Genomic DNA, 14,107 nt, shown 5'->3' on the forward strand with positions numbered 1-14,107 from the left:
CGCATGGTTCCTGATCTGATCCCCATTTTTCCCGGTTCAGGCGAGAGTCCGCAGGTTGGTTTGTGGCCTCAGGCGGCCACGGTTTCCAGTGTGAGTGTTGCGGCAAACTCGGCGGGGGATCGATGGCCCAGCGCCGAATGGGGTCGGTTCAAATTGTAGTCCTCCTTCCATGAGCTGATGGTGCGCGGGGGCAAGGGCGTGCGGCTGGTGCTGTCGCCTCTGCAGAATGCTCATGCTCAATGCCATGCGCCGGCGGACGCGGCGGGGCGGGGCGCCAGCAGGAAATACGCGCAGTTCATCCGCCCCGGCTTCGCGCCGGCGGATCGTGACGGGATCGCGGATGCCATTGCCAGCGCGGGTCTCGCTGAGGTCCGTGGCGGCGTGGTGTTCCGCATCCCGCGTGGTGCTTCGCCCGCGGCGGAAACTGCCAAGGCGGTGGATTGGAGCGCCCGCAGCGGCGTGCCGGCGCGGCTGATGATCCGTCTGGCCGGGGACAATCCTGCGGGCCTTGCGACCGATGACGGCGCCAATGCCATGCGGGTGCCCGCCTTGACCATCCCTTACCACTGCGCTCGCATCGGTCCTCGCGGGTCTGATATTCGCGAGCTAGGGGAGATGTGGAACGCCATGAAGGATGCGAGTCTTCAACCGGAACGCACCAGTCTTTCGTCGTCGCGGACCGGCCTTGCAACCATGCTGGTGGCCCTGCTTTCCGTCCGGATGGGGTTGTCCGCATTCTGTCTGTTTCATTTAAGCGCGGCCGTATTGCCGGCGGCGGCGGCCGGCGCCATGTGGTACCGCGGCCACCGCCACACGCATCCGGGCGCGGGCGCGGCTGTCATCGCTCGCCGCGCACGCAATATCTCTGCGCTCATCAGCATGACTGTTGCTGCTGCCGCGACGTTTCACTGTCTTGCGCTGCTCATTCGTCTGAGATGAGCTTGCGTATTTGATGCCAGGCTTTGGCGTCCTCTCCTTCGCAGGAATCGAAGGATGCGCGCGCGGGCGGGTTATCGGCAGCGCTGCTGCTCAGCATTACGCGATGATTGCCTTTCCATCAGCGAGAATAACCGCGCCACGGTCATCGGTGACCTGGAAGCGCCAGAGCCGCCCTGCTGCGGGTTCCACCGAGATGAAGAGCTCGCGTTCGACCAGAGCGGGAGCAGAGAAACGCCCGCCGAGGCGACGCAGCCGGGTCGGATCGCCTTCTCCCAGCAGATCGATCAGCGCGCGGCCGGCCGCGGCCCAGGTGCACGTGCCATGCAGCAGAATGTCGGGCAGCCCGGTCTCGCGTGCGCGGAGGCGTTCCGTGTGGATTGGATTCCAGATCGCCGATGCTTCGCTGTAGAGATGGGGCAGGGTCCGCTCGACCCGGAGCAGCGGTCGTGGGGGCGTTGAGAACCCGCCCGTGAGCAGGTCCGGTGGCGTCGCCACAGCGCGGTCGGGTCCATCCGGGAAGCGGTCGAGGAAGATGCCGCAGAACCAGCTTTCGACGAGGGGGGCGCCGGTCGCGGCGCAGCAGGTGGTCAGCCGGGTCGCCACATAGGCTCCGAGCCGGGTTCGGCGCACACATGCGATCTCGCCGGACGTGGCGATCCGCATGCCCGGATGCAGCGGGGCAAGGAAGGTGCTGTCCTGCTGCACGTGAAGGCAGGCCCACATGCCGGCATCGTCCATGCCCACCGCATCGCGATAGGGGCGACCGTTCATGATCTCCCACTCGGGCACGACGGCAAAGGGCGGCAGGCCGATGATGCCGCCGGCCCGCAGGTCGTCCATGTAGATGTCGTTCGTGGCGCCCAGGGCGGCGGCGTAGCTCATCAGCTTGCGGGGTGTGAGCTCGGTTTCCACCGGACCCAGCCGGGTGCCGCAGCAGGCCGCGTTGAGATGGGGCAGGGGGCCGGTCATCGACGCCTCCGGTAGCCGTGCTGCTCACGGTCCCAGGCCTCGCGGACGGCGGTTTCCCGCAGTTCTGTTTTGATCACTTTGCCGGTGGGGGTCTTGGGCAGCGGCTCGCGGCGCGGGGTGACATAGCGCGGCACGCAGAAATGCGGCAGGCGGTCCCCCAGGAAGTCGAGAAGCTCCTCCGGCGCAAGGCTCGCATCGGCCTTCAGGACCACGACCGCGAGAACCTCCTGCTCTCCATCCGCCGAGGCCACGCCCACCACCGCGGCTTCTTCCACGGCGGCGTGGCAGAGGATCTGCTGCTCGACTTCAAAGGAGGCGATATTTTCGCCGCGCCGGCGGATGCAATCCTTCATCCGGTCGAGAAAGCGATAGTGGCCTGGTGGATTTTCCACGAACAGATCGCCGGTGTGGAACCATTGGTTCCGCCAGGCGTCCACGGTCGCCTCGGCATTGCGCCAATACCCGCGGCTGATCTGCCAGGGCGTGTCGTGGCGCACCACCAATTCCCCCGGCGTGCCGGGCGCCAGCGGCCGATCGTCCGCATCCACGATCCGGACCATGGCCCCTGCCCGTGGCCGAAGAGGCAGCGGCTCGGCCATGTGAGAAAACCCGCCCGTGTGCAGGGGGACGCTGAGCTCGGTCATGTTGAACCAGCTCATGACGGTCACACCGAAGCGCGCGCAGAAGTCGGAAACATCTTCGAGCAGCGGCACCATCAGCACCTTGCGCAAGGGGTGCTTGCGGTCATCGGGAGCAACCGGGCGGCTGGCCACAAAGTTCGCCACCGAGCCGAGCATCATGGTGACGGTGGCACCATAGGCTCGGACGTCGCTCCAAAAGGAGCTGGCGCTGAACTTGGCGCGCACGGCAAGGGTGCCCCCCGCCAGCAGGGCGGCGCCCAGGCAGTGCGGCAGGCTCACATGACACATGGGATTTGTCATGTAGAAGACGTCCGTGGCGTCGAGATGTTCCGCCACCGTCCAGGCGGTCTGCCAGCTCTGTGTGTGGGTGTAAGCCACGGCCTTCGATGGTCCGGTGGTGCCTGATGTGTAGAAGATCGACTGAATGGCGGAGAGAGCCGGACGTTCGATGGGCGCCAGGGCCGCCGGATCGCCCGGCGCGCGCCACAGATCCACGACGCGCGCACCCATGGGGTAGGGTGCCGCGGCCGGGGCGGCGCTTGTGCCATGAAACACGGTGGCGCCCTCGATCTGGCTCTGGTCTGGCAGGGCCGCGAGCTTGCCGGCCTGGACCTCGTCCAGCACGAAGGCGTCGGGCGCGGCAAGGCGGAGCTGGTGCTCCAGAATATCCCCAAGATGGGCCTGGTTGATGAGGACGGAGATGGCCCCCAGGCGGGCCAGAGCCAGCCAGGCCAGGGCATAGTCGAGCCCGTTCTCCATCAGGATGACGCAACGTTGCTCCGACCCGATGCCGTGGCTGGCGAACACCGCCGCCAGCCGCTCGATGGCCTCATGGGTCTCCCGATAGGTGAGGCTGGATTCACCGTCACGCAGGAAGACATGGGTGGGGCAGGTTACAGCGTGGCGGGCGATGGCCTCGGGGAAGGTCTGCGGGCCCGCACGCGCGAAATCGACGGGGTTGGTCATGGTCGGCTCATCCCCGCCGCAGGAAGGCATCAATGCTGGCGCGGTGCGCGTCGGTGGACTGGCACAGCGCATACTGCTCCAGATCCATGTAGCTGACGGCATGGTTGAGGGGACCGGCGGCCTGGTTCACCGCATGCTTGGTCATGCGTAGGGGAGCAGGGGGCATGGCGGCGAGCCGCTCGGCGAGCTGGCGTGCGGCATCGAAGGCCTCGCCCGGCGCGCAAACGCTGTCCACGAGGCCCCAGTCGAGGGCGTCCTGGGCGCCGATGCTTTCGGCGAGCATCACCAGACGTCGTGCGCGCGCCGGCCCCACCAGCGACACGAGGCGGGGCAGGCTCTGCCAGCTCATGTTCATGCCATGGCGCAGTTCTGGCGCGCTGAAGGTGGCGGCCTGGGAGGCGACGCGGAAATCCAGGGCCGTGGCGAACGCGATGCCGCCGCCGATGCAGTGACCTTCGATGGCCGCGACGGTGACCGCATCCAGCTCCTCCCACGCCTTGCACGCGCGCGCGCCGAAGGCATGGATGTGCAGGCGTTGCTCGACGCTGAACTGCTCGAATGCGCTCACCTCCTGCTGCCGCAGGTTCATGCCGGCGGAAAAGGCATTGGTGGATCCTGTCACCACGACGACCCGAAGGGCGTCGTCGGCCTGCAGGTCGTGAGCGGTTCGCCACAGCTCCGTCAGCATGGCATAGGACATGAGGTTGACGCGTCCCGCGCCCATCAGGCGCACGACCGCCAGCGCCGCAGAGGGACGCTCCACCGCGAGATGTTCCATTTTTGCCTCCCCAGAATGCGGGCGAGCGGCCACCGACGGTGGCGCCGCCGTCCGTCGCTAGATGACGTGTTCGTTGTGCAGGATGCGGTGGGCGAAGCTCTCGAGATAGACGAAGAGCTGGCCCACCGCGGCGCCGGCCGCGGCTTCGTCGCCGGCGGCGACCGCGTCCATCACGGCGAGATGGTGGTTGATGGCCACCTGGGCTTCATCGGCGTGCCATTGGTGCCGATAATAATACCAGAAGCGCCGGGACAGTGCGTGCATTGGCGCGATGATGTTGCCGATGAACGGGTTGCGGCAGGCCTCGACGATGAGGTCCTTGTAGGCGCGGTCCGCATAGACGAAGATGGCCTGCTCAGGCTCCATCATTCCCGCGCGCAGCTCAGCCGCGAGCTGCGCCATCGTCTCCCGCTGCTCGGCGGTGGCGCGCTTGGCGGCGCGGACTGCCATGAACAGTTCGAGCTGCTGCCGCAGGTCCAGGAGATGAAAATATTGCTTCACCTCCACATCGGTGACGAAAGCGCCCTTGCGGGGAAGGATCTCGATGATCTGGTCGAGAGCGAGCCGCCGGAATGCTTCGCGAACCGGCGTACGGCTGATGCCAAGCTCCTGGCTCAGCTGGTGCTCGGACAGCGGAAAGCCAGGTGGATACTTGAGCTGAACGATGCGCGCCTCGATGGTCTTGTAGGCGCGGTCTGCAACCGAGATGACATCCTCGCCCGTTTCCTCCGCTCCTGCCGCGGCGGTCAGGTCGGCATTGGCATGGGTGGCGGAACGCTTGCTCATGGATCTCTCTTCTGTTCGACATCGCAGCCGGTTGGCGCGCCATGGTGGCCCCGCTCAGAGGGTCTCGGGTTGCAAAAGCCCGAGCAGCTTTGAACGGTCAACCTTTCCGGTTGCATTGCGCGGCAACTGTTTGGTGAAGGAAATGAATTTGGGGACCTTATACCCGGCAATCTGGCTGCGGCAGTATCTGAGGATGTCGTCCGCCGCAAGGGAGCGGGCCGGGTCGCAGACGACGAAGGCACGGCCGACTTCGCCCCATCTGGCATCCGGCTCGGCGACCACCGCGACTTCGACGATGCCGCCGAACCCTTCGAGCACCCGCTCCACTTCGGCTGGATAGACGTTCTCGCCGCCCGAGATGTACATGTTCTTGCAGCGGTCCACGATGTAGAAATAACCGTCCGCATCCTGCCGCGCCATGTCTCCGGTGCGGAACCAGCCGGCGCGGAACGCCATGGAGCTCTCCTCGGGTCGGTTCCAGTAGCCGGTGGTGATCGAGGGCCCGCGCACACACAATTCACCGATCTCGCCGCGGGTGACCGGGGTGCCTTCGCCATCGGCGATCATGGTCTCCACATGCATCACCGGCAGGCCGGCGGAGCCGAGCTTGTCGAAGCCGCGTTCGGCGGCAAGGATGGTGACTGTGGGGCCGGTTTCGGTCATGCCAAAGGTCTGCTGCATGGAGACCCCCTTGTCCGCATAGGCCTGCAGCAGGGGAATGGGCATGGGGGCGCCGCCGACGCCGAGGCTGCGCACGCCGCGCAGGTCGGCGGTCGCGAATTCCGGCAGCTGGCGCATGAAGAGATAGTTCGCCGGCACGCCAAAGCTGTGCGTGACGGGCGCCCTCTCCTGCGACAGCAGCGCGAGCGCGCGCGCCGGGTCGAAGCGGCGCATCACGGTCACGCAGCCCCCCGCGTGCAGGATGGGGTTAGCCGGCAGATTGAGCCCGCTGGTGTGAAACATGGGCAGGAAGGTGAGGCCGTGGCTGTCGCGCGTCACACCGGTGGAGAAGCCGTAATTGAGCGCGTGGAACACCACCATCTGGTAGGAGATGAGCACGCCCTTCGGTCGGCCGGTGGTGCCTGAGGTGTAGATCAGGGTCCACGTCTCATCGAGTGTGCCGTCCTGGCGCGGGCCCCGCGGCGGGCAGCGGCCGATGGCCGCCTCGTAAGGGCAGGGACGGCCCTCTTCGTTCATTTCCACCGCGACGATGCCGCGCGCGTGCGCGACCTGCGCGGCGACAGCGGAGAACTCGCTGTCGTGCAGCAGCAGGCGCGCACCGCAGTCTTCCAGCACCTCGGCGATCTCCGGCGCGGCAAAGCGCACATTCAGTGGCACGAACAGAGCGCCAAGGCGCATGCAGGCGAACTGGACCTCGAGGATGTTCGTGGAATTGTGTGCCAGGGTGGCGATGCGGTCGCCGGGCCCGATGCCGATCTCATCGGCCAAATAGGTGGCAAGGGCGCCGACCCTCCGGTTCAGGGTCTGGTAGGTGAAGGTCCGGCCGGAGACATCGTCCACGAGGGCCAGGCGGTCCGGCTGGCTGTCGGCGTGGCGGGCAATCCAGTCAAAGATGGCGATCTGTGTCATGGTCGATGGGCCGGTTCGGTGGGCCGGGGTGGCAGGCCACCCGCGGGGTCGATGGGAGAGGCTGGAAGTGACGGCTCCAGGCAGGAGCCGCCACAGTGCGCGTTCGGTCACTGGGTCGCGAGGTCGGCCTTGCGCTCGGCCTCGGGCACGACGATGTCGGTCCCCTTCGCCACGGACACCAGATCGTAGATGTCGCCAGGTTCCGCGGAGGTCTTCGGGTCTTTCATGCGGAAGACGAAGAAGTCCTGAACCCACTGGTGGTCCTTGGCGCGGATGAGCATGGGGTTTGGCTTCAGAGAGTCCTTCACCTCATGGTTCTCCAGTGCGGCGATGATCTTGTCGGTATCGGTGGAACCGGCGCGCTGGATCGCCCGCAAGGTTTCGCGTACAGCGAGATAGGCGTTGACGCTGTTGGTGGTCGGCACCGGATACTGCGCCTTCGGATAGGCCTTCTGGTAACGAGCCTTGAAGGCTTGAGCGTCCTTGGCGGGCACGGTGTCATGCCACTCCACGCCCGCCAGAGAGATGAGCCGGTTCTTCTCGGGTCCGATCGCCCAGCTGTCCTCGAAATCCAGCAGCGGCACCACGATCTTGGTGTTCTTGAACAGCTCGAACTCCCAGATCTGCTCGAACAGGGCCGTGGCATCGACGCCGGCCACGTTCACCACCACCATGTCCGGCTTGGCGTTGCGGATGGCGATGATCTGGCTGGAAAAGTCGCGGGTGTTTAGCGGCACCTTGATCTCGCCCACTTCCTTGACGCCTCCGACCTCCTTCAGCACCCGCCGCTGCTCGGCGGTCTGGGCGTGGCCGAAGGAATAGTCATGGGTGAGGAAGAGCACCGTCTTGCCGAGTTTGGCGGCCTCGGGCATCACCGCGTTGGCGATCATGCTGCTCGGCGCGGGGACAAGGAACGAATACCGGTTCGCCTTGGTGGTCACGAGCTCCTCGGCGTTGGGATCGATGGCCAGGTCGATCACCTTGTTGCGCTGGGCGAACTCGAACATGGCGGCGCTCACCGCGCTGCCGCCGCCATTGACGAAGAAGGCGACCTTGTCGCGCTCCAGCATCTGGGTGGCCTTGCGCGTCGCCTGGGCCGGCGTGCCGGAGTCTTCGTACACCACCTCCACCTTGCGGCCGAGCACGCCGCCGGCGTCATTGATCTCGGACACCGCCAGGTCGATGCCCATCCGCTCGCTCACGCCGAGGAAGCCGTAATTCCCGCTCAGAGGCAGCAGCGCTCCGAACTTAAGGGGATCGAGGACCTGGGCATGGGCGGCAGTGACGACGAGCGCCGCGCCGGCCGCCAGCACGAGGCGTCGTGAGATTTTTCCAGTCAATGTCATGTCGTGTCCTCCCAATAGTCTTTGTTTTTGGGGTCCCGAGGTGGCCTGAAAGCTCAGCGCAGGTTGATCCAGACCGTCTTGAGCTGGGTGTACTTGTCGAGGGCATGCAGGGAGCGGTCGCGGCCAAAGCCGGATTGCTTGACGCCACCGAAAGGCACGGTCATGTCGCCGGCGTCGTAGCAATTCACCCACACGAGGCCGGACTTCAGGCGCTGGCCGAGGCGATGGGCGCGGTTGAGGTCGCGCGTCCACACCGCGGCCGCCAGGCCGTACATGGAATCGTTGGCGATGCTGATCGCCTCGTCCTCGCTGTCGAAGCCGATCACCGAGAGCACAGGTCCGAAGATCTCTTCCTGGGCGATGCGCATGCCGGGCGCGACGTCGTTGAAGATGGTTGGCTCCACGAAGCAGCCGCCGGCCACCGGTTCCGGCGCTGTGCCGCCTGCCACCAGACGGGCGCCCTCGTCATTGCCGATGGCGATGTAGTCAAGCACCCGGCGCATCTGCTCGGCGCTCGCCATGGCGCCGAGGATGGCACCCGGATCGAGCGGATCCGCCGGCCGCAGGCGCGCGGCGAAGGCCACCAGTTTCTCGACGAAGGCGCCCCTGATGGCATTGTGGACCAGGAGCCGCGAGCCGGCATTGCACACCTGGCCCTGGTTGAAGAAAATAGCCATGGCGGCCGCCTTCACCGCGGCGTCCATGTCATAGACGTCGTCGAAGACCACGTTGGGGCTTTTGCCCCCGCATTCCAGCCACACCTGCTTCAGGTTCGATTGGGCGGAATAGCCCAGGAAATATTTGCCCACCTGGGTCGAGCCGGTGAAGGCGAGCACGTCCACATCCGGGTGGAGCCCCAGCGCCTTGCCGGCCGTCTCGCCGAAGCCCGTCACCACATTGAAGACACCCGGCGGAATGCCGGCCTCGCTGGCGAGCTCCGCCACGCGCAGGGCAGTCAGGGGAGATTGCTCGGCCGGCTTCAGCACCACGCTGTTGCCGGTGGCGAGCGCGGGGGCGAACTTCCATGCCGCCATCAGCAGCGGAAAGTTCCACGGCACCACGGCGCCCACCACGCCCACCGGCTCGCGCCGGATGGTGGCGAGGGCCTTGGGGCCGGTGGGGGCGACCTCATCATAGAGCTTATCGATGGCCTCGGCATTCCAGGCGATGGCGTCTTCCACCTGGGCCATGTCCACGCCGCGCGAGAAGCGGATCGGCTTGCCTACGTCTAGGGTCTCGATGAGGGCGAGTTCGTCGGCATGGGCGCGCACCAGCTGGGCGAAACGCTGCAGGATCTTCTTGCGCTGGGCGGGCGGCAGATCGGACCAGACGCCGGACTCAAAAGCCGCCCGTGCCGCCTTGACGGCCCGATCCACGTCCGCGGTGTCACCGGCCGCCACCTTGGTGAGCACCCGTCCGTCAATGGGGCTCACGCAGTCGAAGGTCTGGCCCGAAGCGGCGGGCTCGTAACGGCCATTGATATAGAGCTGGTTTCGCAGGGACAGGCCGGCGGCGCGCGCGGACCAGTCCTCGCGCGTGGTTTCAGGTGGTCGTGCGGGCTTGGTGCTCATGTTCATTCATCCTGGATGGGGGATCAGACGCCGAGCAGGTCGGCGCGGAGCTGTTCGTCGGCACGAATGGTGTCGGCGGGGCCTTCGGCGACCACGCTGCCGTGGTCGAGCACGTAGCAGCGGTCAGCGAGCGCCAGCGCCACGTTGATGTTCTGCTCCACCAGCAGCACCGTCATGGCCTCGCGCTTCAGCCGGGCGATGGCGTGGACCAGTTCTTCCACCACGATGGGCGCGAGGCCTTCGGTGGGCTCGTCGAGCATGATGAGGTCGGGATTGCCCATCAGTGCGCGGGCGATGGTGAGCATCTGCTGCTCGCCGCCGCTGAGGTTGCCGCCGCTGCGCTCGCGCAGCACTTTCAGCTTCGGGAAGACCTCATAGACCCGCTCCAGCGTCCAACGCGCCGTGCCGGCGCCCTTCTTCTCGCCGAGCCGCAGGTTCTCTTCAACGGTCAGGACAGGGAAGATGCGCCGATCCTCAGGCACCAGAGCGATGCCGGATCGAGCGATCCGGTAGGGCACGCGGCCATGGATCTCCTCCGCCTTGAAGCGGATGGTGCCGCGCCGCGGGGCATTCAGCCCCATGATGGAGCGCAACGTGGTGGTCTTCCCGGCGCCGTTGCGGCCCAGCAGCGACACGCATTCTCCCGCTCCAACCCTGAGGCTGATGCCGAACAGCACGTGGGCGTTACCGTAGAAGGTGTCGATCTCGTGAACCTCAAGCATGGCCGGCGCCCTCCTGCGGCAGGTCGTAACGTCCGGTGCCCAGATAGGCCGCCTGGACCTGAGGGTTGGCCTGGATCTCGGCGGGCGTGCCAGAGGCAAGCAGGCGCCCTTGGCTGAGCACCAGGATGGTGTCGGAGATGGACAGCACCACCGACATGTGATGCTCCACCAGCACCACGGTGAGATCCTGCGCCAGCTCGCGTACGAACTCGCCCATGACCGAGCTTTCGTACATGCCGAGCCCGCTCATGGGTTCGTCGAGGAGCAGTGTGCGTGGCTCCGTGGCGAGGGACAGGCCGATTTCCAGATGACGGCGATGACCGTGGGAAAGATCGTTGGCGCGGATGTTGCGCTTTTCCTTGAGGCGCACCCGCTCGATGATCGCATCGACCTCGTCCTCCACCGGGCCGTGCCGGTCCGGTGCGCAGAACATGTAGGCGGAACGTCCATGGCGGCGCTGCACGGCGGCACGGATGTTCTCCGCCACCGTCAGCGTGTCGAAGACGTTGAGGATCTGGAACGTGCGGGTCAGGCCGCTGCGCACCTTCTGGTGCACCGGCATGTGGGTCACATCCTGGCCGTCGAAGAACACCTTGCCACGGGTCGGTTGGTAGAGCCCGGTCAAGAGGTTGAAGAAGGATGTCTTTCCGGCGCCGTTGGGGCCGATGATCGAGGTGAGCCGCCCGGCGGCGATCTCCACGCTCACATCGTCCACCGGCTTCACCGCGCCGAACTGCACCGAGAGGTTCTCGGTCTTCAGGCCGCTCATGGTGTGGTCCCCCGGTTTGGCGCAGCTCGGACGGCCGCAGTGGAAGCATCGGTGGTGCGGGTGGGACGACGCACCAGAGAAAGGAGCCGCGCGAGCGCTTCCGGCAGGCCGTTGGGGAAAGCTGTCACCACCAGGATGAAGATCAGCCCGAAGAAGAACATCCAGTGTTCTGTGTAGCTGCTGATGAGATCCTGGGCGCCCACGAACACGGCTGCGCCGAGGATAGGGCCGAAGAAACTCGACAGGCCACCGCCGAGCAATGTGAGGATGACGATGTTGCCGGATTCGATCCAGAACAGGTTCTGCGGGTAGGCGGCATACTGGAACCAGGCATAAAGGCCGCCCGCCAGGCCGGAGAAGGCGCCCGAGACGACGATCGCGCCGAGCTTGTAGCGGGCCGTGTGGTAGCCCAGATACTGGGTCCGCACCTCGTTGCTCTTGATGGCGGCGAGCACGCTGCCGAACGGCGAGTGGGTGATGCGCCAGATGACCCAGACCGCCACCATGAAGATGGCGAGCACGAAATAGTAGAAGGTGATGTGGTCGTTCAGGTCGAGGCCGAAGGGCGCCGGGCGCTTGAGCCCGGTGAGGCCGGTCTCGCCGCCCGTCAGGTCATCCCAGCGCAGCGCGACGATGTAGAACATCTGTCCGAAGGCCAGCGTCAGAAGGCCGAAATAGATTCCGCGCTTCTTCATCACCAGCAGGCCCACCAGCAGCGCGGCCACGAGCCCCGCGAGGAAGGCGAGCACCAGATCAATGGCGGCACCGCCGAGGCCATATTGCTGGGCGATGGCGACGGCGTAGGCGCCGGAGCCGAAGAACGCGGCGTGGCCGAACGAGGCCAGGCCCGTGGTGCCGAGCAGAATATTGTAGCTCATCGCGAACAGCGCGATGATGAGCACCTCGGTGCCCAGGGTGAGGCTGATGTCCAGCCCCCGCAGCGCCAGCGGCAGGACCGCGAACACGCCGAGCAGGGAGAGGAAGGCCGCGACGGGCGGCTTGCGGTGCGATCCGGAGACAGTTTCGCGGGTCATGCGCTTCACTCCAGGACGCTGCGCGTGCCGAGGAGGCCGCGGGGACGGTAGAGCAGGACAACCGCAGCCAGCACGTACATCATGAGGTCCGCGAAACGCGGGACGAACATGACGGCCAGCGAATTGGTGATGCCCACGAGAAGGCCTCCGAGCACGCTGCCCCAGAAGCTGCCCATGCCGCCGATGACAACGATGAGGAAGGCTGGCAGCAGGGCGTCGAGGCCCATCTGCGGACGCACGCTCCAGAGCGGTGCCGCGATGATGCCTGCCAGCGCCGCCATGGCCGCCGCGAGGCCGAACACCAGCGCCCGGATGAGGGGCAGGTTCTTGCCCAGGATGCCCACCATCTCGCTGTCGTGGGAACCGGCCCGGATCATGGCGCCATAGGGCGTCTTGGCGAGGAACAGCCAGACGCAGAAGATGGAGACCAGCGCAAACGCGCCCATGAACAGCCGATATTTTGAATAGATCATGAAGCCGAGATCAATGCTGCCCCGGGCGAGATCCGGCGCGGCGATGGAATAGGCTAGCTTCCCCCAGATCATCTGGATGACATCCTCGCCCATCATGGCGATGCCGAAGGTGAGCAGCAGGACGAACAAGGGATCCTTGGTGTAGAGGCGGCGAATAAAAGCCTGCTCCAAGAGGATGCCGATGAGGCCCACCGCAAGCGGCGCAAGGAGCAGCGCCGGCCAATAGCCGACCACATCCACCAGGGTCAGTGACAGATAGGCGCCCAGCGCGAAGAGCAACCCGTGGGCGAAATTGATGATGCCCATCACGCTGAGCACCATGGTGAAACCGGTGGCGACCAGGGCCAGGATCAGCCCCAGGATGACGCCATTGGTCAGCTGGCTGACCACCTCTGCAACGCTTGGCATGCGTTTCTCCCGGCGCACGCCACCGTTCGGCGCTTTCACGCCGGCCGGATGGTGCGCTCTCGTGTTGTTGGGACTTTGTTTATTCTTAAGTCTACTGGCCGGTGAAGCGAGCGGGGCGCCGCTCCAGGAAGTGAGCGACGCCTTCCTTAAAGTCATCGCTCTGGATGCTGAAGTACATTTCGCGATTGGCCTCGGCGATCACCTCGCCGAGGCTGCGGAAGGGGGCGTCCCAGATCTGGCGCTTCATGACGCCGACGGAGCGGGGCGACACCTCTGTCGCAAGCTGGGTGGCGAGGGCGAGGGCTGCCGGCATCAGATCGTCGGGGGGCAGCACGCGGGAGACAAGGCCCATGGCCATGGCTTCGGCGGCGTCGATCTTGCGGGAGGTCAGCAGCAGATCAATGGCGTTGGCGTGGCCCACCACGCGGGGCAGGATCCAGGCGATGCCATGCTCGGCGATGAGCCCTCGCTTGGCGAAGGCGGTCGCGAAAACCGCCTTTTCCGAAGCCAGGCGGAAGTCGCTGTAAAGCGCCATCACCATGCCGAGGCCGGCAGCAGCACCGTTGATCGCGCAGATGATGGGTGTGCGGGCCGCCGGAAAATAAGAATAGCGGGTCTGATAATCGGCCCGCCGGTTCATGTCGTAAGGACGCATCCAATCCTGACGATGAATATCGTCGGGGGGAAGGACTTCCAGCTCCTCCATATCCATTCCGGCGCAGAAGGCGCGACCTGCGCCAGTCAGGATGATGGCGCGCACCGCAGGATCCGCGTCTGCGTCTTCTATTGCAGCGCGGAGCTCGTTCTCCAGCACCTGCGTCAACGCATTCATGCGATCGGGGCGGTTCAGGCAGATGGTCGCCACAGGCCCATCGATGCTGCAAGTCAGCTGCGTGAAGTCCATTTTTCCTCCCGGGCCGCCATTGTTGGCGTGCCATCTACGTCTTTCGTTGCATGGAGTATTAGTGGTACATCAGATGGACGTCAACAGTTCTCAAGGCGTTTCGAGGGGCTGGATGCGCGCCCGGCCGCTCCGGGCATTGATGGTGTTCCCGCTTCATGGGGGGCTGCGCCGCTGCCTGCAAGGACACCGCGTTTCGCACGGTCTCCTTCTC

General features: G+C 65.7%; 14 protein-coding genes. 1 reads left to right on the plus strand and 13 read right to left on the minus strand.

What is annotated here, in order from left to right; translation table 11 throughout:
- Nucleotides 1–68: 68 nt before the first annotated feature.
- Entirely contained in the window at nucleotides 69–194 is a 126-nt protein-coding gene (locus MEU52_RS09005) for an integrase core domain-containing protein (protein ID WP_443266414.1), read from the minus strand.
- Between MEU52_RS09005 and MEU52_RS09010 the strand changes: the two genes are divergently transcribed.
- Nucleotides 178–939, plus strand: coding sequence for a hypothetical protein (locus MEU52_RS09010; protein ID WP_238121437.1), 762 nt, complete (start codon nucleotides 178–180; stop codon nucleotides 937–939). The two genes, MEU52_RS09005 and MEU52_RS09010, sit on opposite strands and share 17 nt — an antisense overlap.
- 96 nt (nucleotides 940–1,035) lie before the next feature.
- On the opposite strand, the gene MEU52_RS09015 is transcribed toward MEU52_RS09010, so the two are convergent.
- The 12 genes from MEU52_RS09015 to MEU52_RS09070 all read right to left on the minus strand — a co-directional run bounded on the left by MEU52_RS09015 (nucleotide 1,036) and on the right by MEU52_RS09070 (nucleotide 13,896).
- Complete coding sequence (locus MEU52_RS09015; RefSeq protein ID WP_238120950.1) at nucleotides 1,036–1,908, minus strand: MaoC/PaaZ C-terminal domain-containing protein; 873 nt, start codon at nucleotides 1,906–1,908, stop codon at nucleotides 1,036–1,038.
- Nucleotides 1,905–3,515 carry an AMP-binding protein gene (locus MEU52_RS09020; protein WP_238120951.1) on the minus strand — a complete coding sequence of 537 codons (1,611 nt, stop codon included), beginning with the start codon at nucleotides 3,513–3,515 and terminating at the stop codon, nucleotides 1,905–1,907. Before MEU52_RS09020 ends, MEU52_RS09015 begins: the two co-directional genes overlap by 4 nt.
- A gap of 7 nt (nucleotides 3,516–3,522) precedes the next feature.
- A complete protein-coding gene (locus MEU52_RS09025; RefSeq protein WP_238120952.1) occupies nucleotides 3,523–4,293 on the minus strand; it encodes an enoyl-CoA hydratase/isomerase family protein in 771 nt (256 codons plus the stop codon).
- Between the two features lie 57 nt (nucleotides 4,294–4,350).
- Entirely contained in the window at nucleotides 4,351–5,079 is a 729-nt protein-coding gene (locus tag MEU52_RS09030; protein WP_238120953.1) for a GntR family transcriptional regulator, read from the minus strand.
- 54 nt (nucleotides 5,080–5,133) lie between these two features.
- The gene (locus MEU52_RS09035; RefSeq protein ID WP_238120954.1) at nucleotides 5,134–6,669 is read right to left on the minus strand and encodes an acyl-CoA synthetase; all 1,536 of its coding nucleotides are present in this window, start codon (nucleotides 6,667–6,669) and stop codon (nucleotides 5,134–5,136) included.
- A 107-nt stretch (nucleotides 6,670–6,776) separates the two neighbouring features.
- Entirely contained in the window at nucleotides 6,777–8,015 is a 1,239-nt protein-coding gene (locus MEU52_RS09040; protein WP_238120955.1) for an ABC transporter substrate-binding protein, read from the minus strand.
- A gap of 53 nt (nucleotides 8,016–8,068) precedes the next feature.
- Nucleotides 8,069–9,586, minus strand: a complete 1,518-nt coding sequence (locus MEU52_RS09045) for an aldehyde dehydrogenase (RefSeq protein ID WP_238120956.1) — start codon at nucleotides 9,584–9,586, stop codon at nucleotides 8,069–8,071.
- A 23-nt stretch (nucleotides 9,587–9,609) separates the two neighbouring features.
- The gene (locus tag MEU52_RS09050; protein WP_238120957.1) at nucleotides 9,610–10,308 is read right to left on the minus strand and encodes an ABC transporter ATP-binding protein; all 699 of its coding nucleotides are present in this window, start codon (nucleotides 10,306–10,308) and stop codon (nucleotides 9,610–9,612) included.
- Nucleotides 10,301–11,077: an ABC transporter ATP-binding protein gene (locus tag MEU52_RS09055; protein ID WP_238120958.1), complete on the minus strand. Its 777-nt coding sequence runs from the start codon at nucleotides 11,075–11,077 to the stop codon at nucleotides 10,301–10,303. Before MEU52_RS09055 ends, MEU52_RS09050 begins: the two co-directional genes overlap by 8 nt.
- Entirely contained in the window at nucleotides 11,074–12,111 is a 1,038-nt protein-coding gene (locus tag MEU52_RS09060; RefSeq protein WP_238120959.1) for a branched-chain amino acid ABC transporter permease, read from the minus strand. The genes MEU52_RS09055 and MEU52_RS09060 overlap by 4 nt, the downstream gene beginning before the upstream one ends.
- A gap of 5 nt (nucleotides 12,112–12,116) precedes the next feature.
- Nucleotides 12,117–12,992, minus strand: coding sequence for a branched-chain amino acid ABC transporter permease (locus MEU52_RS09065; protein WP_238120960.1), 876 nt, complete (start codon nucleotides 12,990–12,992; stop codon nucleotides 12,117–12,119).
- A 91-nt stretch (nucleotides 12,993–13,083) separates the two neighbouring features.
- On the minus strand, nucleotides 13,084–13,896 hold the full coding sequence (locus tag MEU52_RS09070; RefSeq protein ID WP_238120961.1) for an enoyl-CoA hydratase: 813 nt from the start codon (nucleotides 13,894–13,896) through the stop codon (nucleotides 13,084–13,086).
- Between the last annotated feature and the right edge of the window lie 211 nt (nucleotides 13,897–14,107).

Origin of the sequence: Xanthobacter sp. NM-25 (genome assembly GCF_022138605.1) — a bacterium.
Lineage (GTDB): Bacteria > Pseudomonadota > Alphaproteobacteria > Rhizobiales > Xanthobacteraceae > Xanthobacter.

Excerpts from the sequence above, each read along its gene's own strand:
- MEU52_RS09010 (WP_238121437.1), top strand. The coding sequence starts at position 178 with ATGGTGCGCGGGGGCAAGGGCGTGCGGCTGGTGCTGTCGCCTCTGCAG.
- MEU52_RS09015 (WP_238120950.1), bottom strand. The coding sequence starts at position 1,908 with ATGACCGGCCCCCTGCCCCATCTCAACGCGGCCTGCTGCGGCACCCGG.
- MEU52_RS09020 (WP_238120951.1), bottom strand. The coding sequence starts at position 3,515 with ATGACCAACCCCGTCGATTTCGCGCGTGCGGGCCCGCAGACCTTCCCC.
- MEU52_RS09025 (WP_238120952.1), bottom strand. The coding sequence starts at position 4,293 with ATGGAACATCTCGCGGTGGAGCGTCCCTCTGCGGCGCTGGCGGTCGTG.
- MEU52_RS09030 (WP_238120953.1), bottom strand. The coding sequence starts at position 5,079 with ATGAGCAAGCGTTCCGCCACCCATGCCAATGCCGACCTGACCGCCGCG.
- MEU52_RS09035 (WP_238120954.1), bottom strand. The coding sequence starts at position 6,669 with ATGACACAGATCGCCATCTTTGACTGGATTGCCCGCCACGCCGACAGC.
- MEU52_RS09040 (WP_238120955.1), bottom strand. The coding sequence starts at position 8,015 with ATGACATTGACTGGAAAAATCTCACGACGCCTCGTGCTGGCGGCCGGC.
- MEU52_RS09045 (WP_238120956.1), bottom strand. The coding sequence starts at position 9,586 with ATGAGCACCAAGCCCGCACGACCACCTGAAACCACGCGCGAGGACTGG.
- MEU52_RS09050 (WP_238120957.1), bottom strand. The coding sequence starts at position 10,308 with ATGCTTGAGGTTCACGAGATCGACACCTTCTACGGTAACGCCCACGTG.
- MEU52_RS09055 (WP_238120958.1), bottom strand. The coding sequence starts at position 11,077 with ATGAGCGGCCTGAAGACCGAGAACCTCTCGGTGCAGTTCGGCGCGGTG.
- MEU52_RS09060 (WP_238120959.1), bottom strand. The coding sequence starts at position 12,111 with ATGACCCGCGAAACTGTCTCCGGATCGCACCGCAAGCCGCCCGTCGCG.
- MEU52_RS09065 (WP_238120960.1), bottom strand. The coding sequence starts at position 12,992 with ATGCCAAGCGTTGCAGAGGTGGTCAGCCAGCTGACCAATGGCGTCATC.
- MEU52_RS09070 (WP_238120961.1), bottom strand. The coding sequence starts at position 13,896 with ATGGACTTCACGCAGCTGACTTGCAGCATCGATGGGCCTGTGGCGACC.